This window comes from Pseudomonas sp. BN414, assembly GCF_029871275.1.
In the GTDB taxonomy this organism is placed as follows: Bacteria; Pseudomonadota; Gammaproteobacteria; order Pseudomonadales; family Pseudomonadaceae; genus Metapseudomonas; species Metapseudomonas resinovorans_C.
Genome location: NZ_SSOL01000078.1, coordinates 347,136 through 373,775, shown reverse-complemented (window position 1 = coordinate 373,775; position 26,640 = coordinate 347,136). Strand labels below are relative to the sequence as shown.

Annotated in this window: 20 protein-coding genes; 12 read left to right on the top strand and 8 right to left on the bottom strand. The window is 63.9% G+C overall.

Features of this window, described 5'->3' with window-relative positions; genetic code table 11:
* Positions 1 to 43: 43 nt before the first annotated feature.
* A complete protein-coding gene (gpmI, locus tag E8E95_RS26975; protein ID WP_280355236.1) occupies positions 44 to 1,579 on the bottom strand; it encodes a 2,3-bisphosphoglycerate-independent phosphoglycerate mutase in 1,536 nt (511 codons plus the stop codon).
* A gap of 167 nt (positions 1,580 to 1,746) precedes the next feature.
* Between gpmI and E8E95_RS26970 the strand changes: the two genes are divergently transcribed.
* From E8E95_RS26970 to secB, 3 genes are read left to right on the top strand one after another with little or no spacing between them, the layout of a single operon-like run.
* Positions 1,747 to 2,160, top strand: coding sequence for a rhodanese-like domain-containing protein (locus E8E95_RS26970; protein ID WP_280355234.1), 414 nt, complete (start codon positions 1,747 to 1,749; stop codon positions 2,158 to 2,160).
* A 1-nt stretch (position 2,161) separates the two neighbouring features.
* Complete coding sequence (grxC, locus tag E8E95_RS26965) at positions 2,162 to 2,422, top strand: glutaredoxin 3 (protein WP_077525697.1); 261 nt, start codon at positions 2,162 to 2,164, stop codon at positions 2,420 to 2,422.
* A 29-nt stretch (positions 2,423 to 2,451) separates the two neighbouring features.
* Positions 2,452 to 2,919, top strand: coding sequence for a protein-export chaperone SecB (secB, locus tag E8E95_RS26960; RefSeq protein WP_077525698.1), 468 nt, complete (start codon positions 2,452 to 2,454; stop codon positions 2,917 to 2,919).
* Between the two features lie 182 nt (positions 2,920 to 3,101).
* Here secB and trmL read toward each other — a convergent pair whose 3' ends face one another.
* On the bottom strand, positions 3,102 to 3,563 hold the full coding sequence (gene trmL, locus E8E95_RS26955) for a tRNA (uridine(34)/cytosine(34)/5-carboxymethylaminomethyluridine(34)-2'-O)-methyltransferase TrmL (protein WP_077525699.1): 462 nt from the start codon (positions 3,561 to 3,563) through the stop codon (positions 3,102 to 3,104).
* Here trmL and E8E95_RS26950 point away from each other — a divergent pair.
* Positions 3,562 to 4,002, top strand: a complete 441-nt coding sequence (locus E8E95_RS26950; RefSeq protein WP_280355231.1) for a hypothetical protein — start codon at positions 3,562 to 3,564, stop codon at positions 4,000 to 4,002. The two genes, trmL and E8E95_RS26950, sit on opposite strands and share 2 nt — an antisense overlap.
* Positions 4,003 to 4,849: 847 nt before the next feature.
* Here E8E95_RS26950 and ntrC read toward each other — a convergent pair.
* The 4 genes from ntrC to E8E95_RS26930 form a co-directional block, all read right to left on the bottom strand.
* Complete coding sequence (gene ntrC / locus E8E95_RS26945) at positions 4,850 to 6,286, bottom strand: nitrogen regulation protein NR(I) (protein ID WP_280355229.1); 1,437 nt, start codon at positions 6,284 to 6,286, stop codon at positions 4,850 to 4,852.
* The gene (gene glnL / locus E8E95_RS26940) at positions 6,283 to 7,368 is read right to left on the bottom strand and encodes a nitrogen regulation protein NR(II) (protein WP_179058924.1); all 1,086 of its coding nucleotides are present in this window, start codon (positions 7,366 to 7,368) and stop codon (positions 6,283 to 6,285) included. Before glnL ends, ntrC begins: the two co-directional genes overlap by 4 nt.
* Before the next feature lie 233 nt (positions 7,369 to 7,601).
* Entirely contained in the window at positions 7,602 to 8,228 is a 627-nt protein-coding gene (locus tag E8E95_RS26935; protein WP_179058923.1) for a DUF4124 domain-containing protein, read from the bottom strand.
* A gap of 3 nt (positions 8,229 to 8,231) precedes the next feature.
* Complete coding sequence (locus E8E95_RS26930; RefSeq protein WP_280355225.1) at positions 8,232 to 8,783, bottom strand: DUF4124 domain-containing protein; 552 nt, start codon at positions 8,781 to 8,783, stop codon at positions 8,232 to 8,234.
* 320 nt (positions 8,784 to 9,103) lie between these two features.
* Here E8E95_RS26930 and E8E95_RS26925 point away from each other — a divergent pair, with 320 nt between their 5' ends.
* Entirely contained in the window at positions 9,104 to 11,260 is a 2,157-nt protein-coding gene (locus E8E95_RS26925) for a mechanosensitive ion channel family protein (protein WP_280355440.1), read from the top strand.
* Positions 11,261 to 11,588: 328 nt separating this feature from the next.
* On the opposite strand, the gene glnA is transcribed toward E8E95_RS26925, so the two are convergent.
* Positions 11,589 to 12,992, bottom strand: coding sequence for a glutamate--ammonia ligase (gene glnA, locus E8E95_RS26920; protein ID WP_069086056.1), 1,404 nt, complete (start codon positions 12,990 to 12,992; stop codon positions 11,589 to 11,591).
* Positions 12,993 to 13,323: 331 nt separating this feature from the next.
* Between glnA and thiI the strand changes: the two genes are divergently transcribed.
* From thiI to E8E95_RS26895, 5 genes are all read left to right on the top strand, one after another.
* Positions 13,324 to 14,778, top strand: a complete 1,455-nt coding sequence (thiI, locus tag E8E95_RS26915) for a tRNA uracil 4-sulfurtransferase ThiI (RefSeq protein ID WP_280355222.1) — start codon at positions 13,324 to 13,326, stop codon at positions 14,776 to 14,778.
* Positions 14,779 to 14,904: 126 nt separating this feature from the next.
* Positions 14,905 to 16,722: a translational GTPase TypA gene (typA, locus tag E8E95_RS26910; RefSeq protein WP_077524679.1), complete on the top strand. Its 1,818-nt coding sequence runs from the start codon at positions 14,905 to 14,907 to the stop codon at positions 16,720 to 16,722.
* A 350-nt stretch (positions 16,723 to 17,072) separates the two neighbouring features.
* Positions 17,073 to 18,845: a phosphoethanolamine transferase CptA gene (gene cptA, locus E8E95_RS26905; RefSeq protein ID WP_280355221.1), complete on the top strand. Its 1,773-nt coding sequence runs from the start codon at positions 17,073 to 17,075 to the stop codon at positions 18,843 to 18,845.
* A gap of 76 nt (positions 18,846 to 18,921) precedes the next feature.
* A complete protein-coding gene (locus tag E8E95_RS26900; protein WP_280355219.1) occupies positions 18,922 to 19,836 on the top strand; it encodes a DUF808 domain-containing protein in 915 nt (304 codons plus the stop codon).
* Positions 19,837 to 20,050: 214 nt separating this feature from the next.
* Positions 20,051 to 20,980 (top strand): pentapeptide repeat-containing protein, encoded by a 930-nt coding sequence (locus tag E8E95_RS26895; protein ID WP_280355217.1) that lies wholly within the window; start codon positions 20,051 to 20,053, stop codon positions 20,978 to 20,980.
* 10 nt (positions 20,981 to 20,990) lie between these two features.
* On the opposite strand, the gene E8E95_RS26890 is transcribed toward E8E95_RS26895, so the two are convergent.
* The gene (locus tag E8E95_RS26890; RefSeq protein WP_179062554.1) at positions 20,991 to 21,386 is read right to left on the bottom strand and encodes a YkgJ family cysteine cluster protein; all 396 of its coding nucleotides are present in this window, start codon (positions 21,384 to 21,386) and stop codon (positions 20,991 to 20,993) included.
* A 264-nt stretch (positions 21,387 to 21,650) separates the two neighbouring features.
* Here E8E95_RS26890 and E8E95_RS26885 point away from each other — a divergent pair, with 264 nt between their 5' ends.
* Entirely contained in the window at positions 21,651 to 25,256 is a 3,606-nt protein-coding gene (locus E8E95_RS26885) for a DUF2339 domain-containing protein (RefSeq protein ID WP_280355214.1), read from the top strand.
* On the top strand, positions 25,253 to 26,638 hold the full coding sequence (locus E8E95_RS26880; protein ID WP_280355213.1) for a DUF3999 domain-containing protein: 1,386 nt from the start codon (positions 25,253 to 25,255) through the stop codon (positions 26,636 to 26,638). The genes E8E95_RS26885 and E8E95_RS26880 overlap by 4 nt, the downstream gene beginning before the upstream one ends.
* Positions 26,639 to 26,640 lie beyond the last annotated feature (2 nt).

Genomic DNA, 26,640 nt, shown 5'->3' with positions numbered 1-26,640 from the left:
ATTTCCTGCACTGGGGCCGCGCCGTGGCGTCGGCCCGCGTCGATCATTGCAGTTCGACGATGGTCTTGCCGGTCATCTCGGCCGGCACCGGCAGGCCCATCAGGGTCAGCAGGGTCGGGGCCACGTCGGCCAGGACGCCGCCTTCGCGGATCGTCGCCGGACGCTTGCCGACATAGATGAACGGCACCGGTTCGCAGGTGTGAGCGGTATGCGCCTGGCCGGTCATCTCGTCTTCCATCTGCTCGACGTTGCCGTGGTCGGCGGTGATCAGCGCTTCGCCGCCCACCTTGTCCAGGGCTTCGACGATGCGGCCGACGCAGCTGTCCAGGCATTCCACGGCTTTGACCGCGGCTTCGAACACTCCGGTGTGGCCGACCATGTCGCCGTTGGCGTAGTTCACCACGATCACGTCGTAGCGCTGGTTTGCGATGGCGTCGACGATCTTGTCGGTGACTTCGGGGGCGCTCATTTCGGGCTGCAGGTCATAGGTGGCGACCTTGGGCGACGGGATCAGGATGCGCTCTTCGCCTTCGAAGGGTTCTTCACGGCCGCCGGAGAAGAAGAAGGTCACGTGGGCGTACTTCTCGGTCTCGGCGATGCGCAGCTGGGTCTTGCCGTTCTTCGCCAGGTATTCGCCCAGCACGTTTTCCAGGGATTCCGGCTTGAAGGCGCTCGGGGCGGGGATGCTCGCCGCGTACTGGGTCAGCATCACGTAGCCGGCCAGTTTCAGCTCGCGCTGGCGGGGGAATTCCTTGAAACCGGGCTCGACGAAGGCGCGGGACAGTTCACGAGCGCGGTCGGCGCGGAAGTTCATGAAGATCACGGCGTCGCCATTCTCCACCTTTACGGCATCGCCGATACGGGTGGCCTTGACGAACTCGTCGCTCTCGCCGCGCTCGTAGGCAGCGGTCAGGCCTTCGACGGCGGTGGCGGCGGTGAATTCGGCCTGGCCTTCGGTGATCAGGTTGTAGGCGGCTTCCACTCGGTCCCAGCGATTATCGCGGTCCATGGCGAAGTAGCGGCCGATCAGGCTGGCGACGCGGCCCTTGCCGAGGCGGGCGAAGGCTTCGTCCAGCAGCTTGATGGAGGGCTCGGCGCTTTTGGGCGGCGTGTCGCGGCCGTCGAGGAAGGCGTGCAGGTAGATCTTCTCGGCACCGCGCTGGGCGGCCAGCTCGGCCATGGCGACCAGGTGGTCCTGGTGGCTGTGGACGCCGCCATCGGAAAGCAGGCCCATGAAGTGCACGGCCTTGCCGGCAGCCGCGGCCTTGTCCACAGCGGTGGTGATTTCCGCGTTGGTGAAGAAGTCGCCGTCGCGGATCGACTTGGTCACGCGGGTGAAGTCCTGGTACACCACGCGACCTGCACCCAGGTTCATGTGGCCGACTTCGGAGTTGCCCATCTGGCCGTCGGGCAGGCCGACGTCCATGCCGCTGCCTGAAATCAGGCCGTGGGGCTGAGTGGCGCGCAGGCGGTCATAGACCGGGGTGCTGGCGGCATGGATGGCGTTGTATTCGGGGCTGTCACTGTGACCGAAACCGTCCAGGATGATCAGGACCAGGGGTTTGGGCGTGGCTGTCATAGTGTCCGACTCGTCTGCGGCAATGGGTTGAAAGTTGCGGGCAAGGCCCCGAAAAAAAGACGCGGCATTCTACGTTCTGGTTCCATCGGCGTCACCGCTGGACGGGGTTTGGCCGACCTGTGGGGCTGTGTATACTGGCCGGCATTTTACCGTCCCGGAAGCCGACGATGCTCGCTAAGCTGATTGAATTTGCCACTAACCACTATGTACTGAGTGGATCGTTCGTGCTGCTGCTGGCCCTGCTGCTGGCCCACGAACTGCGCCGCAGTGGCCGCGCCATCTCCACTCGCGAGCTGACCTCCCTGGTCAACGGCGGCCAGGCCGTGGTGCTGGACGTGCGCGGCACCAAGGATTTCTCCGGTGGCCATATCGTCGATGCCCTGAACATCCCCTATGAAAAACTCGCCAGCCGCATCGCCGAGCTGGAGAAGTACAAGGACAAGGCCATCATCGTGGTCGACTCCATGGGCCAGCACGCCGGCACCGTCTGCCGCGACCTGCAGAAGGCCGGCTTCAACGCCATCAAGCTGTCCGGTGGTATCGGCACCTGGCGTGGCGACAACCTGCCGCTGGTGAAGTGAGATGGCCGGGACTGTCATCTATTCGAGCGCCTGGTGCCCCTTCTGCATCCGTGCCAAGCACCTGCTGGACAGCAAGGGCGTGCGCTATGAAGAGATCAGCGTCGACGGCAACCCTGCAATTCGCGCCGAGATGACCCGCAAGGCCGGGCGCACCTCGGTGCCGCAAATCTGGATCGGCCAGACCCACGTGGGCGGCTGTGACGATCTGTACGCCCTGGAACGTGCCGGCAAGCTCGACGCGTTGCTCCAGGCCAATCCGTAAACGGAAACGCACTAGAACAAGGCAGAACCATGACAGAACAAGCAAGCAACGGCGCCAATAACCCTCAGTTCTCCCTGCAGCGCATCTACGTGCGCGACCTGTCCTTCGAAGCGCCGAAGAGCCCGGAAATCTTCCGCCAGGAGTGGGCTCCGAACGTTTCCCTGGACCTGAACACCCGTCAGAAGCAACTGGACGGCGACTTCCATGAAGTCGTGCTGACCCTGTCCGTGACCGTGAAGAACGGCGAAGAAACCGCCTTCATCGCTGAAGTGCAGCAGGCCGGTATCTTCCTGATCAAAGGTCTGGATGCGGCTTCCATGAGCCACACCCTGGGTGCCTTCTGCCCGAACATCCTGTTCCCCTATGCCCGTGAAACCCTGGATAGCCTGGTTATCCGCGGCTCCTTCCCGGCGCTGATGCTCTCCCCGGTGAACTTCGACGCCCTGTACGCCCAGGAACTGGCGCGTCTGCAGGCCGCTGGCGAAGCCCAGGCCTGATTTTCAGGCCCCACGAAAAAGCGCCCTTCGGGGCGCTTTTTTGTTGGGGTGGACAAAGATGGGGGTATCTGTGGGGGCGAATTCATTCGCTAAGGGACGCGAAGCGACCCCTGTGGCGTTAAAGGCAGCCCTGCGGGCTGTATAGCGAATGAATTCGCCCCCACAGAAAAGCAGCACCCGATTCAGTCCAGGCTGAAATCATGCTGCCGCCAGGCCTCGTATACCGCCACGGCAACGGTATTGGAGAGGTTCAGGCTGCGGCAGTTGGGGCGCATCGGCAGGCGCAGCCGCTGCTCGGGCGGCAGGCTCTCGCGCACTTCCTCGGGCAGACCACGACTTTCCGGGCCAAAGAGGAAGGCATCGCCCTTCTCGAAGGCCACTTCATGGAACAGCTTGGTGCCCTTGGTGGTGAAGGCGAATACGCGGGGTTGGCCCAGGGCCTCGAGGCAGCTTTCCAGGTCGCTGTAGCGCTTGAGCGTGGCGTACTCGTGGTAGTCCAGTCCGGCGCGGCGCAGACGCTTGTCGTCCAGCTCGAATCCGAGTGGTTCGATCAGGTGAAGGTGGCAGCCAGAATTGGCGCACAGCCTGATAATGTTGCCGGTATTCGGCGGAATTTCCGGTTGAAACAGGATGACGTGAAACATGAGTAGCCCCGGGCCCGAAGACGGGCGGCATTCTACTCCCGATGATGATCCGCGACCGAGCCTGTGGCCGCGCTTTTTGTTCTCCCTTGCCCTGCTGGGCCTGCTGGTTGGAATGATGCTCGGCCGCCTCACGGCGCCGGAACCCGTGCACCTGGAGCAGATCGAGGTACGCCAGGACGGCCTGGCGCTCTGGTTCGACCACGAGCCCGAGGTCCGCGTGGAAGCCTTGGAAGGTGCCTACGCGCTGATGCTGGGCGCGGAAGGGCAATCCGCCAAGGGGCAGCTGACCCTCGGCTCCGCGCCAGTGAGCTGGAAAGTGCTGCGTTCGACCCAGGGGGTGATGGTGCGCTTCGTGGCGGCGCGGCCCTTGCGCGGAGAGTGGCGCGGGGCCGCGGAAGATGGGCGCTGGCGGCTGGAAGTCAGCCTGAGCGCCGAATAAGAAAGGGGATTCCCCGGCCTGCCTGTACCAAGGCCCCCTGAAGGGTGGCCACCCGCTGTGGCGAGTGACGCAGTCCTGCACTGGGCTCTTGCGGAGCCCGAGGCGGCTGGAGTCCAGCGCGCCTTTGGATAAAAGAGGGGATTCCCCGGCCTGCCTGTACCAAGGCCCCCTGAAGGGTGGTCACCCGCCGAGGCGAGTGACGCGGTCCTGCACCGGGCCCTTGCGGAGCCCGAGGCGGCTGGAGTCCAGCGCGCCTGTGGATAAAAGAGGGGATCCCCGGCCTGCCTGTACCAAGGCCCCCTGAAACCTGGTCACCCCAGGGCGACACTGTGTTGCTCCCGGCCCTTCTGGGGCCGTGGCGGCTGGAGGTCAGCCTGCCTGTCATAAGAGTGGGGATTCCCCGGCCTGCCTGTACCAGGGGCCCCAAAACCACTGTTGTATGGACTATTGCAGGGGGCGTGCCAATTCTTCCCATGGTGCCGGATCAGATTCCTTTGCTCGGCTGGAGGCCGCGTAGCCTTTGGCTTTGAAGGAGAGAGAGCGTGGTTGGGAAGGGCGCCAACGGCAGGGTTTCAGCGTTGCGAGTGCCTGGCAGAGGAGCACTTTTTTGAGGCGCCAGCATGATTCGGGCACCAGGGATGGTCCTTTTGCAGCGGGAATCGAATGCCTGGCAAATGGAACAAGACCGCGCCGGGGCTTCGGAAGAACCAGATGATTCATGCAGCAAAGGTGTAGGGGGAACGCACGGGCGATAGCCGCCGGCGTGTAGGACGAATCACGAGTCGTGGGGCTGAAAACGGGAAGGGCGGGGCATTGCACCCCGCCCCCAGGCATCAGGCATCAGCCATCAGGCGTCGTCGCCGTCGTCCTCGTCACCACCGTCCACCTTCATACCCAGTTCCTTGATCTTCCGGGTCAGGGTGTTGCGGCCCCAGCCCAGCAGAACGGCCGCGTCGCGGCGACGTCCGGCGGTGTGCTTGAGGGCGGTCTCGATCATGATCCGCTCGAAAGCCGGTACGGCGGTGTCGAGCAGGCTGGACTGGCCCCGGCCGAGGGACTGGTCGGCCCACTGGCGCAGGGCCTGTTCCCAGTTCGTCACCGGTGCGGCGTCCTGGGGCTGGGTGAGCAGTTCCGGCGGCAGGTCGTCGACATGCACCTCGCGACCCGAAGCCATCACGGTGATCCAGCGGCAAGTGTTCTCCAACTGGCGCACGTTGCCCGGCCAGGGCAGGTGCTTGAGGTAGTCCTCGGTTTCACCCTTCAGCAGTTTGGGCTCCACCGCCAGTTCCTGGGCGGCGCGGGCGAGGAAGTGCCGGGCCAGCGTCGGGACGTCTTCGCGGCGATCGGACAGGCGCGGAATATGAATGCGGATGACGTTGAGGCGATGGAACAGGTCTTCGCGGAACTTGCCGGCCTGCACCAGGTTTTCCAGGTTCTGGTGGGTCGCGGCGATGATGCGCACGTCCACTTTCACCGGTGTGTGGCCGCCGACCCGATAGAACTCGCCGTCGGCCAGCACCCGTAGCAGGCGGGTCTGTGTATCCGCTGGCATGTCGCCGATCTCGTCGAGGAACAGGGTGCCGCCGTCGGCCTGCTCGAAACGGCCGCGACGCTGGTTGGCCGCACCGGTGAAGGCGCCTTTCTCATGGCCGAACAGCTCGGATTCCATCAGGTCCTTCGGGATCGCCGCCATGTTCAGTGCGATGAAGGGAGACGCCGCGCGCGGACTATGGCGGTGCAGGGCGTGGGCCACGAGCTCCTTGCCGGTACCGGACTCGCCGTTGATCAGCACGGTGATGTTGGAGTGGCTGAGGCGGCCGATGGCGCGGAAGACCTCCTGCATGGCCGGCGCTTCGCCGATGATCTCCGGTGTGCGCGTCTGGCTGGCGGGTGCTTCCAGGCCCTGCTGTTCCTGGGCGTGCTGGAAGGCGCGCTTGACCAGGGAAACCGCCTCGTCGACGTCGAACGGCTTGGGCAGGTACTCGAAGGCGCCGCCCTGGTAGGACGCGACCGCGCTATCCAGGTCGGAATGGGCGGTCATGATGATCACCGGCAGGCGCGGATGCACTTCGCGGATCTGCGCGAGCAGGTCGAGACCGCTGGCGCCGGGCATGCGGATGTCGGAGATGATCACGTCCGGCTGTTGCCGGGCGAGGCGTCCGAGCAGGCTATCGGCGCTCTCGAAACTCTGGGTGGTCATGCCTTCCTGCTGCAGGGCCTTTTCCAGGACCCAGCGGATGGAACGGTCGTCGTCGACGATCCAGACGGTTTCACTACGGCTCATGACGAGGAAGCTCCTTGTTCCAGCGGCAGGAAGATCGAGAAGACGGTGTGGCCGGGATGGCTTTCACACTCGATCAGGCCCTGGTGCTGACTGATGATGTTCTGGGCGATGGCCAGGCCCAGCCCGGTACCGTCCGGGCGACCACTGACCATGGGATAGAAGATGGTTTCCTGGAGCTCGGCCGGGATTCCCGGGCCGTTGTCGATGATCTCCACCTTGGTCACCAGCCGATGGCGCGTATGGCCGATGGTGAATTGGCGCAGGGTGCGGGTGCGCAGGGTGATGCGGCCGAGGCGCAAATCGCTCTGTGCGGAGAGGGCCTGCATGGCATTGCGCACGATATTGAGCACGGCCTGGATCATCTGTTCCTTGTCGATGAACACGTCAGGAATGCTCGGGTCGTAGTCGCGCACCAGATTGATGCCGCCCTGGCTTTCCGCTTCCACCAGGCTGAAGACCCGCTCCAGCACTTCGTGAACGTTGGTCATGGCCAGCGACGGCAGCTTGTTCGAGCCGAGCATGCGGTCCACCAGGTTCCGCAGGCGGTCGGCCTCTTCGATGATGACGTTGGTGTAATCCTTCAGGGACTCTTCCGGCAGTTCGCGGGAAAGCAGCTGGGCAGCACCGCGGATACCCCCCAGGGGGTTCTTGATCTCGTGAGCGAGGCCACGGACCAGCAACTTGGTGGTTTCCTGCTTGGACAGCTGCGCCTCTTCCTTGGTGATACGCAGCAGGCGGTCACGCGGGTGGACTTCCAGAAGCAGCAGGGTTTCGCCGCGATTGAGCACAGGCGTTACCGCGTAATCCACGGTAAGGGTCTGGCCGGACAGCGAGGTGACCATGGCCTCGCGCTTGGTGAAGGGGTGCGCCTGTTCGACGGCCTGCCGCAAGGAGGCCAGGGCCTCGGGAGATTCGGTGAACAGTTCGCTGATGAACTGGCCATGGCTGCGCTGACCGCTGACGGCCAGGAGCATTTCAGCCGCCGGGTTCATGTACTCGAGACGCAGGTCCGCGTTGAGCAGGATCACCGCAGTGGTCAGGTTGTCGAGCAGCAGTCGGTGCAGGGCGTCGTTGATGGTCATGGCTTCCGCGCTCGTGGCGATGACAGGAAAATGCAAGAAGCAAACCAAAGCCCTGAAAAGTCGCGCTGAAACAGGATTTATGCCGGCGCCGGCCGCTTTTCAGAGCAGATCGTCCGGTTCGAGGTGAACCAAAATGGGGAGAGTATAGAAAGCGGTGCAGAGCATTGCACCGGAATGGTGCGTATTGCGGGCGAGTGGGCCGATGCGGTCAGCCCATCGCTGAGAGAGCGGAGTCAGATGAACGGCAGGATGGCGATGTCGTCATCCTCTTCCTCGGGCTTGTCCTTCATCGGGCATTCCGGGCGAACGCCGTAGTCGTCTTTCTTGCAGGGGCGCGCAAGGCGCTTCTGCGACAGCGACATGCGCACGATATGCACAGGCTGACCGGGAGTGCGCTCAACCATGCGGCCCTGGTCGTCGATGATCTCCACCGCCAACTGATGAGTGCCACGATCTAAATTCTTCAGCGGGAACACCGGGCTGCGACCGGGTTCGCCGACCGGCTGGCCGTCCAGCAGCAGGCGATAGCTGTGGTTGGCGCGCAGGCCGGGTTCGCTCACCGCGCTGACGATCAGGTTGCCTTCACCGTCGCGGATAGTCGCATCGGGTTCGGGAACCAGGATACGCAGGACCTGATAGCCCTGTTCGCGAGGAATGGGCTTGGGGTAGAGCGGCGGCGGTTGGATATCCCTGGGTGCATTCATTTCGTTGGGCGCGGGGGTGATTTCCAGGCGCTTGGCGTTGCCCGGCTTGGGCTGGTCGGTGAAGACGCGGTTACCTTCAGCGTCGATGTAGGTGTAGACCTCGGCCAGCGCGGGCTGGCCCAGGAGCAGCAGGGCAAGGAGCAGGAATCGTGTCATCGGTCAGTTGTTGGGCCGTGGGGTGGGGGGCGGCGGGCGTAGCGCCGGGCTGCTGGTGTTGACGCGCTGTACGGTGAAGGTGATCGGGGCACTGCTCTGCACCACAGTGGTGCCGGCGAGGACATCCACCATCAGGGTGTGCTCGCCACGGTCGACGTTCTGCACCTGCAGGCGCGGCACGTTGGTCGGTTGCCCATAGGGCTCGCCATCCAGGCGCAGACGCAGGCTGTGGCCGGGTTGCAGGCGCGGGTCCAGGCGCACGCCGACACTGAAGGTGCCGTTATTGGCGCGCAGGGCCTCTTCGTCCGGGAGGTTGGTCAGCTCCACCAGGTTGTAGGCCGCCTGTTGCTCGGCGCTGGCGTCGTCATTGGCGGGCTGGCTTGGTGGTTGGATCTGTACCGCGTTAGTCGGCGGCAGCTCCACCTTCTCGGTGGGGGTGCCATCCGGAGGTTGGTTGGTGAATACCGTGTTGCCGTTGGCGTCCGTGTACTTGTAGATCTGTGCGGCGGCGGGGAGCGCGACCGCAAGCAGCAGGCAACTGATGATGAGGCGCATGGTGGCGGTCTCCGGAAGGTCATGCCAAGCCTTGCACCCGGATGGCGAGCTGGCAAGTCGGGCATTGTGCGACAGCGTCGGGGCGATCGGTGTGCGCTGCAACACGTTGGGACATTTCTGGAATACCCGTGCCACTCCCGGCCCGAGCGAACTGTGGGCGATCGCTGCTGTCAGTCTTGCCTTCGTGGGTCGCTCCACCGTCCGCCGCTTGCGGATGGGCGCGGAGGCGGCTTTTGTATGATGCGGATCGCTTTCATCGTTTGTGGGATGACTTTCTCGTGCCGATACCATCCTTTATCGCCCCTCGTTTCCTCTATTTCTTGCTGTTCTGCCTCCTTGTCGGCCTGCTCTGTCCGGCGCAGGGGCAAGCGGCGCTGCCCAATCCGTTGGCGGGAAGTGCCGCAGGCGGTGAGCCGGTCAGCAATGCCCAGCTCGAACAGTCGCTCAACCAGGTGATCAAGACCCTGGAGAACGACCAGCAGCGCGCCGACTTGCTGAAAAAGCTCAAACAGTTGCGCGACGTCACCGGCAAGGAAAAGGAGAGCGAAAGCGGGGTGCTCGGGTTGATCGGCGACACCCTGAGCAGCCTCGAGAAGCAGTTCCAGGGCGACAACAGCCCGCTGCTGATCTGGAGCAACCAGTTCCGGCTGGCGAGCGCCGAAGTGCAGGAGCGTCTCCCCGGATGGCGCGACTGGCCGGGCATCGTCTTCAACTTTGCCGTGGTCATCCTGCTCTGGGCCTGCCTGGCCAGCGCCCTGCTGTGGCTGGGGCGGCGCATGCGCGAGCGCTTCGGACTGTCGGCGGAGCTGCCGCAGCACCCGAAGACCCGCGACCTCGTGCTATTCGCCCTGCGCAAGCTGGGGCCCTGGCTGATCGCCTTCTTCATCACCCTTTACCTGTCGTTTGTGCTGCCCAGCTCGCTGAGCAAGATGCTGGCGATGCTGATGGCCTACGTGCTGGTCTGCGGCACGCTGTTCTCCGCGCTCTGCGTGATCTGCCTGTCGCTGCTCAGCGGTCCGCACCGTATTCGTGCACTGGACATCCTGCGCCGCCAGGCCTTCCGCCCGCTGTGGCTGATCGGCAGCCTGGCAGCACTTGGCGAGGCGGCCCACGACCCACGACTGATCGCGGGCCTCGGCGAGCACACGGCGATCTGCCTCAGCACCCTGGCCAACGCCACCGCGGCCGTTCTAACCGCTCTGTTCGTGCTGCGCTTCCGCCGCCCCATTGCCCACCTGATCCGCAACCAGCCGCTGGAGCGTCGTCTCAAGCGTCGGGGCCTGCACGAACTGGTGGAGCTGGTCGGCTCCCTGTGGTTCGTGCCGGTGCTATTGCTGGTGGGTACCTCGCTGTTCGCCACTTTCGTATCGGCCGCCGACAGCAGTGTCGCCCTGCGCCGCGCCCTGGTCTGCGCCGTGCTGGCGGTGGTCGCCATGACAGTGATCGGCCTGCTCAGTCGCCGTTCCGGCCGAACGGGTGACGGCCGGCGGAGTGCGCCGTACGTCGATCAGTTGCAGAAGTTCGGCCTCACCCTGGTGCACCTCTTCGTGGCGTTGTTCTTCATCGAGGTGGGGCTGCGGGTCTGGGGCATGTCGCTGATCCGTTACGCCGAAGGCGAGGGCTCTGAAATCAGCATGAAGATGGTCAGCTTCGGCACCACGCTGCTGGTGGCCTGGCTGGTGTGGATTCTCGCTGACACGGCGGTTCAGCACAGCCTGGGTGTCGGCAGTCGGAATCGCGCGAACACGCGCGCCCTGACCATGCTGCCGCTGATCCGAAACGTACTGTTCGTCACCATCGCGGTGATCGCCCTGATCGTCGCCCTCGCCAATATGGGCATGAATGTCACGCCGCTGCTGGCCGGTGCCGGCGTGATCGGCCTGGCGATCGGTTTTGGTGCGCAGTCCCTCGTGGCGGACCTGATCACTGGCCTGTTCATCATCATCGAGGACTCGCTGTCCATCGACGACTACGTCGACGTCGGCGGCCACCTTGGCACGGTGGAGGGGCTGACCATCCGCACCGTGCGCCTGCGCGACCTGGACGGCGTGGTGCACACCATCCCGTTCAGCGAGATCAAGAGCATCAAGAACTACTCACGGCAGTTCGGCTACGCGATGTTCCGCTGGCCGGTCCCCTCGAGCATGCCGATCGACGACGCCGTGGCGCTGGTGCAGGACGTGGCGAAGGAGTTGCGCAGCGATCCGTTGGTCTACCGCAGCCTGTGGTCGCCGCTGGAATTGCAGGGCGTCGAGAGCTTCGACAATGGCCAGGCGATCCTGCGCTTCCGCTTCAAGACCGCGCCGATCAAGCAATGGGAAGTGCAGCGGGCGTTCAATCTGCGCCTGCGCAGACGTCTCGACCAGTCGGGCCTGGAACTGGCGATGCCACGCCTGAACGTGCAGCTCAGCCGCGTGCGCCAGCCAAGGGCCGAGCCGCCGGAAGGGCAGGGCGTGCTGGCGGATGGGGGAATCTAGCTGAGGCGGTGGACTGCTGGTTGTGGGGGCGAATTCATTCGCTATGGGCTGCGCAGCAGCCCCCTGCAGTGTTCAGGGGCAGACCTGCGGTCTGCTAAGCGATTGAAATCGCCCCCACAGGGTGTCCGGGCAGCAGAAAGGTTGCCCCAGCGTAGGTTGGGTAGAGGTACGAAACCCAACAAGGGTGCGCACCGGACCGCACCGCTAATCGTTGGGTTTCGCTGCGCTCTACGCCAACCTACCGCACGGACATGCTCCGTGTTTCCTCAATAAAAAAGGCCTCCCGAAGGAGGCCTTAATGTTGACGCTATTTATAGGTATTCGTGGATCAGACGCTGTAGTACAGGTCGTATTCCAGCGGGTGCACGAAGGTGCGCACCTTGATTTCTTCTTCGCTCTTCAGCTCGATGTAGGCATCGATGAAGTCGTCGGAGAACACGCCGCCCTTGGTCAGGAACGCACGGCCCTTGTCCAGCTCTTCCAGGGCTTCTTTCAGGCTGCCGCAAACCTGCGGGATTTCCTTCGCCTCTTCCGGCGGCAGGTCATACAGGTTCTTGTCAGCGGCATCGCCGGGGTGAATCTTGTTCTGGATACCGTCCAGACCGGCCATCAGCAGAGCTGCGAAGCACAGGTAGGGGTTGGCAGCCGGGTCCGGGAAGCGCGCTTCGATGCGGCGGGCTTTCGGGCTGTTCACGTACGGGATACGGATCGAGGCGGAACGGTTGCGGGCGGAGTAGGCCAGCATTACCGGAGCTTCGAAGCCAGGAACCAGACGCTTGTAGGAGTTGGTAGCCGGGTTGGTGAAGCCGTTCAGGGCCTTACCGTGCTTGATGATGCCGCCGATGAAGTACAGGGCGGTATCGGACAGGCCGGCATAGCCTTCGCCAGCGAAGGTGTTCTTGCCATCTTTGGAGATGGACATGTGAACGTGCATGCCCGAACCGTTGTCGCCGTACAGCGGCTTCGGCATGAAGGTCACGGTCTTGCCGTAAGCGTCAGCCACGTTGTGCACGCAGTACTTCAGGGTCTGAACTTCGTCAGCCTTGGCAACGAGGGTGTTGAACTTCACACCGATCTCGTTCTGGCCAGCGGTGGCCACTTCGTGGTGGTGAACTTCTACCACCAGGCCCATTTCTTCCAGGGCGTTGCACATGGCGGTACGGATTTCGTGGTCGTGGTCGACCGGCGGTACCGGGAAGTAGCCGCCTTTGACGCCCGGACGGTGGCCCTTGTTGCCGCCTTCGATGTCGGCGTCGGTGTTCCAGGAAGCCTGTTCGGAGAAGATCTTGAACATGGAGCCGGAGATGTCGGACTTGAACTTCACTTCGTCGAAGATGAAGAACTCCGGCTCCGGACCCACGAATACGGTGTCACCGATACCGGTGGTCTTCAGGTATTCCTCGGCGCGGCGGGCGATGGCGCGCGGGTCGCGATCGTAGCCTTGCATGGTGCTCGGCTCGATGATGTCGCAGACCAGGATAATGGTCGGCTCTTCGGTGAACGGGTCCAGAACGGCAGTGCTGTCGTCCGGCAGCAGGATCATGTCGGAAGCTTCAATGCCTTTCCAACCTTCGATGGAGGAGCCGTCGAACATCTTGCCGTGTTCGAAGAAATCGTCATCGGCGTCACGGGCCGGCATGGTCACGTGCTGCTGCTTGCCTTTGGTATCGGTGAAGCGCAGATCAATCCACTTCACGTCGTGTTCTTTAATCAGTTGAAGCGACTTCGACATGTTGTCCTCCAGGTGGTTGGGGGCAGAAACCTTGCCTCCCATAAAATCGGGCTGAAGCCGGGGCGGGATAGTCCGCCAGGGCGACCTGCCTCACAAGGGAGCAAATTGCGTGCCAGTGCCCCGGAATGGGCAGATGGCCCAAAACTCGCGCCTGGCGGGGGCTTCGCTCCGTTTGTGCACAGTTTTGCGCACCGTTTTCGTGCCCTGCATGGTGCATGCGCTCCGTTTTGGTGCAGCGAAAGCTTTCCTGAATGATTTTGGTCAAAGCTTGAACAATTTCCGCTATAATCCGCGCCCCTCTTTTTCGGCCGCCGTTGCAGGCGCTGTTTTCATGAAACTGATCGTCAAAGTCTTCCCGGAAATCACCATCAAGAGCCGGCCGGTGCGCAAGCATTTCATCCGCCAGCTCTCGAAGAACATCCGCGCGGTCCTGAAAGACCTGGACCCGGAGCTCGAGGTGACTGGCGTCTGGGACAACCTGGAAGTGCAGACGCGGCAGACCGAGCCGAAGCTGCTGCGCGAGATGATCGAGCGGCTGACCTGCACCCCGGGCATCACCCACTTCCTGGAAGTGCACGAGTACCCGCTGGGCGACTTCGACGACGTACTGGAAAAGTGCAAGCTGCATTACGCCGACCAGATTCCCGGCAAGATCTTCGCCGTGCGCTGCAAGCGTGCAGGCAAGCACACATTCACCTCCATGGAGCTGGAGCGCCACGTCGGCAGCCGCCTGCGCCAGGAGTGCAACGCGGCCGGCATCTCTCTGAAGAACCCGGAAGTGGAAGTACGGATGGAAGTGCGCGACCAGCGCCTGTTCGTCATCCACCACCAGCACGACGGCATGGGTGGTTACCCGCTGGGTTCCCTGGAGCAGACCCTCGTGCTGATGTCCGGCGGCTTCGACTCCACCGTCGCTGCCTACCAGATGATGCGTCGTGGTCTGATGACCCACTTCTGCTTCTTCAACCTCGGCGGTCGTGCCCACGAACTGGGCGTGATGGAAGTGGCCCATTACCTGTGGGAAAAGTTCGGTCGCTCCCAGCGCGTGCTGTTCATCAGCGTGCCCTTCGAGGAAGTGGTCGGTGAAATCCTCAGCAAGGTCGACAACAGCCAGATGGGCGTGGTGCTCAAGCGCATGATGCTGCGCGCCTCCACCCACATGGCGCGCAAGTTGACCCTGGATGCGCTGGTGACCGGCGAAGCCATTTCCCAGGTATCCAGCCAGACCCTGCCCAACCTCTCGGTGATCGATTCGGCCACCGAAATGCTGGTGCTGCGTCCGCTGATCGCCAGCCACAAGCAGGACATCATCGACACCGCCACCCGCATCGGCACCGCCGAGTTCGCCAAGCACATGCCCGAGTACTGCGGTGTGATCTCGGTGAACCCGACCACCAAGGCCAAGATCGGTCGCATCGAACACGAGGAAGAGCAGTTCGACATGGCCATCCTCGAGCGTGCCCTGGAGCGCGCGCGCCTGGTGCCCATCGACCGGGTGATCGACGAACTGGGCCAGGACGTGGCCGTGGAAGAAGTGCGCGAAGCCCTGCCGGGGCAGATCGTCATCGACATCCGCCACCCCGATGCGCAGGAAGACGACCCGCTGGAACTGCCTGGCGTCGAAGTGCAGGCCCTGCCGTTCTATGCGGTCAACAACCGTTTCAAGGAACTGGATGCCAACCGCCAGTACCTCCTGTATTGCGACAAGGGCGTGATGAGCCGCTTGCACGCTCACCACCTGCTCAGCGAGGGACACGCCAATGTGCGCGTTTATCGCCCGGCCTAAACAGCCCGGGCTGTTCGGCGGCAGCATCCGCCACCGCCCTCCCGATTGCCGGCCCTGAGTCGCAGTTCATTCATATGCGCCGCCTAGACTTCGCGGCAAACCGAATCCTCTGATCGAGATACAAACGTGATCGAAAAACTCCGTAACATCGCCATCATCGCCCACGTCGACCATGGCAAGACCACCCTGGTAGACAAGCTCCTGAAGCTGTCCGGCACCCTCGACCGCAAAGAAGCGGAAAGCGAGCGCGTGATGGACTCCAACGACCAGGAAAAAGAGCGCGGCATTACCATTCTGGCGAAGAACACCGCCATCAAATGGAACGGCTTCAACATCAACATCGTGGACACCCCCGGCCACGCCGACTTCGGCGGTGAGGTTGAGCGTGTGATGTCCATGGTGGACTCCGTTCTGCTGGTGGTCGACGCCCAGGACGGCCCCATGCCGCAGACCCGCTTTGTGACCCAGAAGGCTTTCAAGGCCGGCCTGCGTCCGATCGTCGTCGTCAACAAGATCGACCGTCCGGGCGCGCGCCCTGACTGGGTCATCGACCAGATCTTCGACCTGTTCGACAACCTCGGTGCCACCGATGAGCAGCTCGACTTCCCGATCGTCTACGCCAGCGCCCTGAACGGCATCGCCGGTCTGGACCACGAGAAGATGGACGACAACATGGACGCCCTGTTCCAGGCCATCATCGACCACGTTCCGGTACCGGACGTAGACGTCGACGGTCCGTTCCAGATGCAGATCTCCCAGCTGGACTACAACAGCTTCCTCGGCGTGATCGGCATCGGCCGTATCGCCCGTGGCCGCGTCAAGGCCAACACCCAGGTAGTTGCAGTCAGCGACGACGGCACCCGCCGCAACGGCCGTATCCTCAAGATCATGGGCCACTCCGGTCTGCAGCGCGTTGAAGTGGCCGATGCTGAAGCCGGCGACATCGTCTGCGTGAGCGGCATGGAAGAGCTGTTCATCTCCGACACCCTGTGCGACCCGCAGAACGTCGAAGCCCGTCCGCCGCTGACCGTTGACCAGCCGACCGTGAGCATGACCTTCCAGGTCAACGACTCGCCGTTCGCCGGCAAGGAAGGCAAGTTCGTCACCAGCCGCAACATCAAGGACCGTCTGGAGAAGGAACTGCTGCACAACGTGGCCCTGCGCGTTGAAGCGGGCGATTCTGCCGAGAAGTTCAAGGTCTCCGGCCGTGGTGAACTGCACCTGTCCGTACTGATCGAAACCATGCGCCGCGAAGGTTTCGAGATGGCCGTTGGCCGTCCGGAAGTGGTGATCATCGAGAAGGACGGCGAGAAGCAAGAGCCGTACGAAAACGTCACCATCGACATCGAAGAGCAGCACCAGGGCTCCGTGATGGAACAGATGGGCCTGCGTAAGGGCGATCTGACCAACATGATCCCCGACGGCAAGGGCCGCGTGCGCCTGGAATACACCATCCCGGCGCGTGGCCTGATCGGCTTCCGTAACAACTTCCTGACCCTGACCTCGGGTACCGGCATCCTGACCTCGACCTTCAGCCACTACGGCCCGATCAAGGCCGGCGAAGTCAGCAACCGTCAGAACGGCGTACTGGTCTCCATGGCCACCGGCACCGCCCTGACCTACTCGCTGGAAACCCTGCAAAGCCGCGGCAAGCTGTTCCTCGGCCCAGGCGACGAAATCTACGAAGGCCAGCTGGCCGGCATCAACAGCCGTGACAACGACCTGGTGATCAACCCCACCAAAGGCAAGAAGCTCGACAACATGCGCGCTTCCGGCAAGGACGAAGTCATCGCCCTGGTTCCGCCGATCCGCTTCACCCTGGAGCAGGCTCTGGAATTCATCGCTGATGACGAGCTGGTGGAAGTGACTCCGAAGTCCATCCGTCTGCGCAAGAAAATGCTGAACGAGAACGACCGCAAGCGCTACGAGCGCACCAAGGTCTGATCTCCGATCAGTGAATGAAAAAGCCCCCGCCGGAGCGATTCGGCGGGGGCTTTTTCTTTGGGGGCTCAGAAGGTCATTCGGCACTGCGGTCCTGAACGAATTGGCCTGTACACGATACAAATCTGTCCCTTTCCTTTATGTGCCCCGACCGCCGCGCAATGCAGCGCCGCCTTCTAGGCCGCCCGTCGAGACCTTCCAGAGCGTCGTCTCCTCTCGGCGGCGACTCTGCAACGCTTCAATGGAAACTCACCATTTCCCACAACCTTTGACGAACTTTTCACACATTCATAGTCATATTCCCTGCTTTTCGATCAGATGGACTGGTCAAGGCTCGACTAGGGCGGATGTCTATGAAGTTCGATCTACATAAGGCTGGGGGGCGTCGGTTCGACTGGGCCGGGCTCGGCTGGCTCTTCCTCTTCTTCTGGTATTTCTCGGGTGTCACCCAGTTCCTGATCCAGGTGACGGGTACCAGCGGTTTCAGCGGATTCCGTCAGGCCTTCCTGCTCAGCGGCCTGTGGTTGATTCCGGTGCTGCTCTTCCCGGGGCGCACCCGGGCTATCTCTGCGGGATTGGGCCTGCTGCTCTGGCTCGCGTCGCTACCGGCCTTTGGCTACTTCCTGGTCTACGGCCAGGAGTTCTCGCAGAGCGTCATCTTCATCATGTTCGAATCGAACGTGGCCGAAGGTTCGGAGTACATGGCGCAGTACTTCGCCTGGTGGATGGTGCCGGCGTTTCTTGCTTATGCGCTGGGCGGCGTATTGCTGTGGACGCGGCTGCGGCCGGTTCATGTGCCTCGTAGCAAGGCGATGCTTGCCAGCCTGGCGCTGCTGGCTGCGCTGGTCGGCTATCCGGCGGTCAAGCAGGGGCTTGGCAACGATACCTTCGAGGCGGCGCGCGACAGTTTCGAGAAGCGCATGGAGCCGGCAGTGCCCTGGCAGTTGCTGGTCGGCTATCGCCAGTACCGCCAACAACTGGCGGACATGCATGACTTGCTGGAGAGCAGTGCCAACATCGCTCCCCTTGCCAACCTACAGGACGCCAATGCAGGGCTGCCGGCGACCCTGGTGCTGGTGATCGGCGAATCCACCAATCGCCAGCGCATGAGCCTCTATGGTTATCCGCGCGCGACTACACCGAAGTTGGACCGCATCCGTGATCAGCTGGACGTCTTCGACAACGTCATCACGCCGCGCCCCTACACCATCGAAGCCCTGCAGCAGGTGCTGACCTTCGCGGACGAGCGCAATCCGAACCTCTACCTGACCAAGCCTTCGCTGCTGAACATGATGAAACAGGCGGGGTACAAGACCTACTGGATCACCAACCAGCAGACCCTGACCAAGCGCAACACCATGCTCACCACCTTCTCCAAGCAGGCGGACGAGCAGTTCTACCTGAACAACAACCGCAACCAGAACGCGCGCCAGTACGACGATGACGTGCTTCCGCCGTTCGAGAAGGTGCTGGCCGACCCGGCACCGCGCAAGTTCATCGTGGTGCACCTGCTGGGTACCCACATGAGCTACCAGTACCGCTATCCGCAGGAGTACGACCGCTTTACCGATCGCCAGGGCGTTCCGGACTCGGTCACTGACGATCAGTTGCCCACCTACAACAGCTACGACAACGCCGTACTGTTCAACGATCACGTGGTTTCCAGCCTGATCGAGCGATTCTCCGGGAGCAACGCCAACGGCTTCCTGCTCTACCTCTCCGACCACGGCGAAGCGGTATTCGATCCTGAGCAGCCGGAGGTCCTGGGGCGCAATGAGGCGGCGCCAACCGCGCCCATGTACACCATCCCCTTCATGCTCTGGCGCTCCCCACAATGGCGCGCAGCGCATCCACAGGAGCTCTCCGCCAGCCTGAAGCGGCCCTACAGCAGCTCCAGTTTCATCCACACCTGGGCGGACCTGGCCGGGATCGGTTTCGATGACTTCGACCCGAGTCGCAGCGTGGTCAACGCCGACTTCCAGGCGCGCCCGCTGCTGATCGGCAACCCTTATCAGCCGAAGACGCTGATCGATTTCAGCCTGATCAAGCCAAAGGCCAAGACGCCGGATATGGAAGTGGTCAGCGGGGAGCGTGAACCGGCCGGCAGAAAGGCTCCACCGGGTTGACCGCCGGGGCGTTTTTGTCTGTAGTTCGCCTTCGCCGGACTGCGGCGCCCCGTCACTCCCTCTGCAAGGACATCCCATGGCCGGAGCCAGCCTGCTGACCCTGATCGACGACATCGCGACGTTGCTCGATGACGTTTCGGTAATGACCAAAGTTGCCGCGAAGAAAACCGCTGGTGTACTGGGCGATGACCTGGCGCTGAATGCCCAGCAGGTCAGCGGCGTACGTGCCGAGCGTGAGTTGCCGGTGGTCTGGGCGGTGGCCAAGGGTTCCCTGGTGAACAAGGCCATCCTGGTGCCTGCGGCCTTGCTGATCAGCGCCTTCATCCCCTGGGCGGTGATCCCGCTGCTGATGCTGGGCGGTGCCTTCCTCTGCTTCGAAGGCTTCGAGAAGCTGGCACACAAGTGGCTGCACAGCGAGGCGGAAGACGCGCAGCACGATGCGAAACTTGTCGAAGCCGTGGCCGATCCGGAAGTGGATCTGGTGGCCATGGAGAAGGACAAGATCAAGGGCGCCATCCGCACCGACTTCATTCTTTCCGCCGAGATCATCGTCATTACCCTGGGCACGGTGGCCGATGCCGCTTTCGGCAAGCAGGTGACGGTGTTGGTGGGTATCGCGCTGATCATGACCGTCGGCGTCTACGGCCTGGTGGCCGGCATCGTCAAACTGGATGACCTCGGCTTCTACCTGGTGCGCCAGGCCAGCTCGACGGCCCAGGCCATCGGCCGCGCCATCCTCGCCGCCGCACCCTGGATGATGAAGGGGCTGTCGGTGCTCGGTACCGCCGCGATGTTCCTGGTGGGCGGCAGCATCATCCTGCACGGCATCCCAGCGGCCCATCACCTGCTGGAGCCGGTGTTGGCCGGGGTTGGCGGATTCGCCTGGCTGGTGCAGCTACTGGTGGACGGCCTGGCGGGCATTGCTGCTGGTGCGCTGGTGTTGGCTGGGGTGAGTGTGGTGAAAAAGGTACTGTCGGCGGTGAAGGGCTGAGCCCCTGCGAGCTGTTAGCTGTAAGGCGTTTTTCTGGGGCTGCATCAAGTGTTGCAAGTAGCTGCATCGCCCGTAGGAGCTGGCTTGCCAGCGAATGGCCCCTTTTCGCTAGCAAGCTAGCTCCTACAAGGTTCCGAGCGAGCCATCGGTGCCGTTCCGGCGCGATTTTCGGGCTTTGGGCTAGGCTGAAAATCCGTACCCTGGGTTTGCCAACATGCTCGACATCCCCCCTGAGGACGACTTCTGGCGGGATGCCAAACAGGACAAATCGGGAACGCCGGAACTCGGCCCGGCCCTGGAGGCGCGTGCCCGCAATGGGGCGCCGATGCGCGGGTTCAGCCTGAAGAGGTGCCAGCTGGCCGGTCTCGATCTGGTGCACCGTGGCAGCCACACCGGGTACGACCTTTCCGGAAGCGACTTCTACCGCGCCAACTTGCGCGGCGCCCATCTGTTCGCCATCAACCTGCGCGGCGCCTCGCTGATGAAGGCCGATCTACGTGATGCCAACCTGCACTGCGCCGATTTGCGTGACGCCAATCTGCTCGGTGTGAAGCTCGATGGCGCTCGCCTGGATAACGTGGTCTGGGACGAACACGTGCTACAGGAGCGCGAGGCCCGCGAGGCGTGCAGGAGCCGACAGCCCGCGCTGATGCTGGACCTCTTGCAGCAGGCCGAAGAGGTCTATCGCAACCTGCGTATTCACCTGGAGAAGGCTGGGTTGTTCGAAGAGGCGGGGCGCTTCTTCTACCGCGAGATGGTCACGCGCCGTCTGCAGATGCCGCGCTGGTCAACCCGACGGCTTTTTTCCTGGCTGGTGGACCTGTTTTGCGGCTATGGCGAACAGCCCCTGCGCGTGGTGCTGTTTTCCCTGGGCTTCGTGCTGTTCTGCGGCTTGCTCTTCTTCGCGATGGGCATCCACCACGGTGCAGTCAAGCTGGCTTTCGCCCTGGATCAGGACCTGCTCACCAATCTCACAGAGCTAAGCGCCTGCATGTATTTCAGCGTGGTGACCTTCACTACCCTTGGCTACGGCGACATCGCGCCGCTCGGCCTGTCGCGACCGTTGGCGGCCTTCGAGGCCTTCGTCGGCAGCTTCACGATGGCGCTGTTCGTGGTGGTGTTCGTGAAGAAAATGACCCGCTGAAGCCGAAGGCTCAATCCTTCGGCTTGAACGCGCAGTAACCCGGGCGTGGGCCGATCCGCGGGTGGTTGCGGCAGGTATCCGGGCGCTTGTCGTAAACGGTGCACAGACGGCTCTTGCGGTCGAGGAAGTAGCAGTCGTTGTTGCCCATCCGGGTGAGGGTGAAGATGCCGGACTTCTGGTTGAAGCGCTCTACCACGCCATCCTTCATCAACCGTTTCGCGATGTTCTTCGGCGGCTCGCCACGCTCGAACTCTGCGACCAGTTCCAGGCGGATCAGGTCACTCAGACGCGCTTCGACCGGCATGGTGCAGCAGCTGGAGACGCATGCGTGGCACATGGTCTTTTCGTATTTGATCCAGGTGTCCGTCCGGTCGAGGTCGGCACCGACGATCATCATGGTTTTCATGGTCGGCGAGCAGGCTAGGGTAGAAGGGCGGGCATCATAGCGGTGTCGGTGAAAAAGTGAACAGTTTCCCGTCGGGGAACGCGAAATTTCCCTTTGTCTCGCCGGATTTGTATCGATGCGTGACTGGGTTGTAGGAATCTTCTGTGTCTGTGAGCCAGGACTCAGGCGTCTCTATGGGGTCGATGCCGGTTTCCTGTAGCTTCCGGGCGGTCGTGGCTGCGATGGATGCGGCCCAGAGTGCTCAATCATCCGAGTAAACGCTGCATGCAATGGATCTTCATGCTGGTTGGCCTGGCCTTCGGGGCCGGGATTGATGAAAGCGTCACCGGAGCCCTGCTCGGCGGCCTGATGGGGCTGGGATTGGGGCAGGCCATCCGGCTCCAGTGGCTGACGCGGGAAAATGCCGAGCTGCGCAAGTCGCTCGCCAGTTTCGCCGCCCGGTTCGACAAGGGCACCCAGGCCATCCATGAGCGCCTGCTCAAGGTGGAGCAGGGCAGGGTGCCACCGGCCGAGGGTGTGCCGCCTCCGCCTGTTCCCGAACCCGTGGTGCCTTCGGCAGAAGCGGCGCCCGAGGTTGTTACCGAAGACGATTCCGATCTGGTCTGGGAGCTGCCGGCGGATGTGCTGACCGAGCCCGTTGCCGCCGCCACGCCAGCGCCCCAACCTGCACCAGTTGCTGCGGCGTCAGCCGATGCCTGGGGCCAGGAAGCCCGCCCGGGTGTTTCTCCCAAGGCTCCGCCGATCCCCCCGAAACCCCGCGAACCGTCCCTGCTCGGAAGGGGCTTCGCGGCTGCTCGAAACTGGCTATTCGGCGGCAATACCGTGTTGCGCATCGGCGTTGTGCTGCTGTTCCTCGGCCTGGCCTTCCTGCTGCGCTATGCCACCGAAGGCATGGTGGTGCCTGTGGAACTCCGCTACGCCGGCGTGGCCCTGGCCGCCATCGCGCTGCTCGGCCTCGGCTGGTGGCTGCGCGGGCGCAATCCCAGTTACGGGCTGATGCTTCAGGGCGCGGGGATCGCCGTGCTCTATCTGACGGTGTTCGCCGCCATGCGCCTGCACCCCTTGCTGGACCCGAAGATGGCCTTCGGTCTGCTGGTGGCGGTAACCCTGTTTTCCGCCATCCTCGCCGTGGCCCAGGACGCCCTGGGCCTGGCCGCCGCCGCCGCGCTGGGCGGTTTCGCCGCGCCCATCCTCACCTCCAGTGGCAGCGGCAACCATGTGGCGCTGTTCAGCTACTTCGCGCTGCTCAATGCCGGCATCTTCGCCATTGCCTGGTTCAAGGCCTGGCGCCTGCTCAACCTGATCGGCTTCGTCGGCACGTTCGGGATCGGTTTTGCCTGGGGCCTGCGCTCCTACCAGCCGGAGCTCTTCGCCAGCACCGAGCCTTTCCTGGTGTTGTTTTTCCTGATGTACGTGGGCATCGGCCTGCTGTTCGCCCGGCGCAAGCTGGCTGAGGCGGCGGACGCGCCAGAGGATCGTGATCAACTGCTGCGCTGGTCGGCACGTCAGGGCGACACGGTGGACGGCACCGTGCTGTTCGGCCCGCCGATCATCGGCTTCGGTTTGCAGGTGGCGCTGATCCGCCATATCGAGTTCGGCGCGGCCTTCAGCGCACTGGCCCTGGGGCTGTTCTACATCGTTCTGGCACGGGCCCTGGCTGGCCGTACCGCCGGCCGCGCCCTGTTGCTGGTGGAAACCTGCCTCGCCCTTGGTGTGGTATTCGGCAGTCTGGCCATTCCGCTGGGGCTGGATGCGCGCTGGACTTCCGCCGCCTGGGCAGTGGAAGGCGCCGGTATCTACTGGCTCGGCCTGCGCCAGGGCCGTCCGTTGGCGCGGGCGTTCGCGTTGTTGCTGCAGTTCGGTGCCGCGGTTGCGTTCCTGGGTGGGTTACGCGCCGGCACCTATACGCTGCTCGACGGCTCGCCCCTGGGTGCCCTGATGCTGGGCGCGGCGCTGCTGTTTGTGTTCTGGCAACTGCGTCGGGCACCGGACGAAGCCGCTACGGACCTGGAGCGGCGCTTCGTTCCGGCACTTGCCTGTGCGGGCCTGTCATTCCTCTACCTGATGGCGCCTCTCGCCTTCGCGGCGGAAGGAACCGCCATTGCCTGGGCGCTGGCCGGCCTCGCGACGCTCTTCGCCGGGTTGCGGCTGGGCTCGCGCACCTTCCTCTTCAGCGCATTCGCCGTGCAACTGCTGGGTGGCGCGATTTTCCTGCTCGATCTCGATGGCTCAGGCCTGGGCAGCGGTTCCGTTCCGGGTTGGCGCGGACTGATGGTGGCGTCGTTGATCGGCCTGGCGCTGATTGCCGGGATGATCCTGGCTGCTCGCCACCCGCTGGCACGCAGCGATGCGCGACTGCTGCGCGGATTGTCGCTGGTGCTGCTGGCGGGACTGGCGTTCGTCAATCTCGCGGTGCTCTTCGTGCTGCCCTGGCGCACCGCCGCTGCGGTCTGGGCCGGCAGTGGGCTGCTGATCCTCTGGCTCAGCCTGCGCCTGCAACAGCGCGCAGGCTTCTGGTTTGGCCTGGTCCTGCAGCTGCTCGCGGGCATGAGCTTCCTCGCGGTGAGTCCGCTGCTGCTGGGCGAGCTGAGCCCCGAAGGCCTGCGACCACTGGCCCATGCCGGCTTCTGGACGCCGGCCGTGCTGGCTCTGGCGGCCTTCGTCGGTGCCTGGCGCCTGCAGCGTGCCGCGCGCACGGAAGCGGCAGTGGGCGGGCTGAGCCTCGCCCATCTGGCCCAGTTGCTGCTGGCCTGGAGTGCCGGTTGGTGGGCGCTGGCCTGGTTGGCGGAGATCGCGCGTTTCGCCACGCCTGAACTGCAAATCCCCCTGGCCCTGTTGCTGGCGGCGGGCAGTGCGGCGTTCGCCGTCTGGCTGGCAGGGCGCGAACAGTGGCGAGCATTGGCCGTTCTCTGCCTGGTGCTGGTGCCGGCAGGGGTGGTGGCGCTGGCCGTTGCCTGGGAACCGCACTATCACCCGGCGGCAAACTTCGGCTGGGCTGGGTGGGGCGCCTTGTTCGTCGTGCACCTGCTGGCCCGTCGCAGGCTGGATGGGCTGCTGCCCGCGGGGGCGCGCAGTTCCGCCCATGTGTTGGGCTGCTGGCTGTTGCTCGGCGTGCTGGCGCTGGAGTTGCGCTACCTGCTGATGCTGCTTTCCGAGCAGTACAACGCCTGGCGCTGGCTGGGTTGGGCGCTGCTGCCGAGCGCCTGGCTGTTGCTGGTGGCCTTGCGCCCGCGTCTGCCCTGGCCGGTGGCGGCCTATCCGCGTGAATACCGCCTGTGGGCGTCGTTGCCACTGGCCCTGCTGATGCTCGCCTGGTTCTGGATCGCCAACGCCTGGAGCGACGGCGCCGCCGAACCGCTGCCTTACCTGCCGCTGCTCAACCCGCTGGAACTGGGACTGCTGTTCGCGCTGCTGGGTGTCTGTCTCTGGCTGCGTGATTGCCTGCCGCAACTCGGTCTGCGCGCATTGCCGGATTGGCTGCCCCAGGGCGTCGCCGGCATATCACTGTTCGCCTTGGCGACCGCGGCCGTGTTCCGCTGCGTGCACCATTGGGGTGGCGTGCCCTATCAACTGGACGCGCAGCTGGATTCCATGCTGGTGCAGGCCGGCCTGTCCATTGTCTGGACCAGCATCGCCCTGGGCCTGATGGTTGGCGGCCACCTGCGGGCGCGGCGCGAACTTTGGCTGGTGGGCGCGGCGCTGATCGCGCTGGTGGTGGCCAAGCTGTTCTTCGTCGAACTGGGCAATCGCGGTGGCCTGGAACGCATCGTGTCTTTCATCGGCGTCGGCGTCCTGCTGCTGGTCGTCGGCTACTTTGCGCCGCTGCCACCAAGGCGCGCGGAATCTGAACAGGAACAGGTCAACGCATGATCGGATCGTCTTGTCTGCGCCGCCCCGCACTGGCCTTGCTGGCCAGCCTGGGCTTGCTCTGCCAGCCGCTGCTCGCCGCCGAGCAACTGGAGGACTTCACTACCCGCGTCGAACTGCGCCTGGACGGGCAGGGCCCTTGGTATCGCATGGACCTGCCAATGGCGCTGCACTTCGCCGCGCGTCATGCCGACCTGCGCGACCTGCGCGTGTTCAACGCGGAGGGTGAGTCCCTGGCCTACGCCCTGACTCGCAGCAGCGCCAGCGAACGTCGTGCCCGTCACGAGCACGCAGTGCGCTGGTTCCCCCTGCGCGGCCCGGCGGATGGGAGTGGTGCCTTGCCCAGCGTGAGGATCGAGCGCAGCACGACCGGGACCGTCGTGCAGGTGGTGCCGGAGAGTCCAGCGGCCGAAGGTGAGCAATTGCGTGGCTGGCTGCTGGACACCAGCGGCGTGCAGGCCCCACTGGAAAAGCTCAGCCTGGACTGGAGCAGCGCAGCGGACGGCTTCCAGCATTTCAGCATCGAGGCCAGCGATGACCTGCAGCATTGGGAGTCGTGGGGCGATGGACAGGTGGCGCGCCTGTCGTTTGCTGACCAACGCATAGACCAGCGCGAAGTGACCCTTCCCGGACGCTCCGCACGTTACCTCCGACTGCTCTGGCAGAGCCCCCGGCGCGCAGCGGACCTGACTGGGGTGAAGGTGTTCAGCGCCAGTCGTGAAAGTCTCCCGGCGGCGATGGCCTGGTCCGCGCCGCTGGAACCGATCAGCAGCAAGGATGGCCAGTACGTCTGGGACCTGCCGCTGGGGCTGCCTATCGAGCGCCTGCGGATCGCCGTGGAGCGGTCCGGCAGCTTGCTGCCAGTGCAGGTGGAAGCTCGCCGCGACGGTGCCCCGCAATGGCAGCCGGTAATGTCCGGCCTGCTTTACCGGTTACCCCAGGAAGGCAAGGAAGTCGCCCAGGAAGAGCTGGACCTTGCGGGCTGGATGGCGATCAAACAGCTGCGCCTGACGGTCGACCAGCGTGCCGGCGGCTTTGGCCAGCAGGTGCCCCGCCTGGAGGTGGGCATGCATGCCACCCAGGTGGTCTTCCTCGCTCGGGGCAATCCGCCCTTCACGCTCGCCCTGGGCAATCTCGAGGTCAGCCGCGCTGAACTGCCCCTGTCCACGCTGGTGCCGGGTTTCGACAGCTCCAGCCTGGGAAAGATGGGGCGCGCCGAAGCGGTGGCGATTCCCGGGCAGACCGGCGTCCATCCAGTTGAGCGGCAGACCGCCGGTCAGGTCGTGTGGAAGCGCGTCGGGCTCTGGGCGGTGTTGCTGCTTGGCGTCGGTCTGTTGGGGGCCATGGCGTTCAGCCTGCTGAGGCGTCCGGAGGCGCGGTCCTGATG

Coding starts and splice junctions, on each gene's coding strand:
- secB (WP_077525698.1), top strand. CDS start 2,452: ATGACAGAACAAGCAAGCAACGGCGCCAATAACCCTCAGTTCTCCCTG.
- E8E95_RS26900 (WP_280355219.1), top strand. CDS start 18,922: ATGGCCGGAGCCAGCCTGCTGACCCTGATCGACGACATCGCGACGTTG.
- E8E95_RS26880 (WP_280355213.1), top strand. CDS start 25,253: ATGATCGGATCGTCTTGTCTGCGCCGCCCCGCACTGGCCTTGCTGGCC.
- cptA (WP_280355221.1), top strand. CDS start 17,073: ATGAAGTTCGATCTACATAAGGCTGGGGGGCGTCGGTTCGACTGGGCC.
- E8E95_RS26930 (WP_280355225.1), bottom strand. CDS start 8,783: ATGCGCCTCATCATCAGTTGCCTGCTGCTTGCGGTCGCGCTCCCCGCC.
- thiI (WP_280355222.1), top strand. CDS start 13,324: ATGAAACTGATCGTCAAAGTCTTCCCGGAAATCACCATCAAGAGCCGG.
- glnA (WP_069086056.1), bottom strand. CDS start 12,992: ATGTCGAAGTCGCTTCAACTGATTAAAGAACACGACGTGAAGTGGATT.
- trmL (WP_077525699.1), bottom strand. CDS start 3,563: ATGTTTCACGTCATCCTGTTTCAACCGGAAATTCCGCCGAATACCGGC.
- E8E95_RS26890 (WP_179062554.1), bottom strand. CDS start 21,386: ATGAAAACCATGATGATCGTCGGTGCCGACCTCGACCGGACGGACACC.
- grxC (WP_077525697.1), top strand. CDS start 2,162: ATGGCCGGGACTGTCATCTATTCGAGCGCCTGGTGCCCCTTCTGCATC.
- E8E95_RS26950 (WP_280355231.1), top strand. CDS start 3,562: ATGAGTAGCCCCGGGCCCGAAGACGGGCGGCATTCTACTCCCGATGAT.
- E8E95_RS26970 (WP_280355234.1), top strand. CDS start 1,747: ATGCTCGCTAAGCTGATTGAATTTGCCACTAACCACTATGTACTGAGT.
- ntrC (WP_280355229.1), bottom strand. CDS start 6,286: ATGAGCCGTAGTGAAACCGTCTGGATCGTCGACGACGACCGTTCCATC.
- E8E95_RS26895 (WP_280355217.1), top strand. CDS start 20,051: ATGCTCGACATCCCCCCTGAGGACGACTTCTGGCGGGATGCCAAACAG.
- glnL (WP_179058924.1), bottom strand. CDS start 7,368: ATGACCATCAACGACGCCCTGCACCGACTGCTGCTCGACAACCTGACC.
- gpmI (WP_280355236.1), bottom strand. CDS start 1,579: ATGACAGCCACGCCCAAACCCCTGGTCCTGATCATCCTGGACGGTTTC.
- E8E95_RS26935 (WP_179058923.1), bottom strand. CDS start 8,228: ATGACACGATTCCTGCTCCTTGCCCTGCTGCTCCTGGGCCAGCCCGCG.
- E8E95_RS26885 (WP_280355214.1), top strand. CDS start 21,651: ATGCAATGGATCTTCATGCTGGTTGGCCTGGCCTTCGGGGCCGGGATT.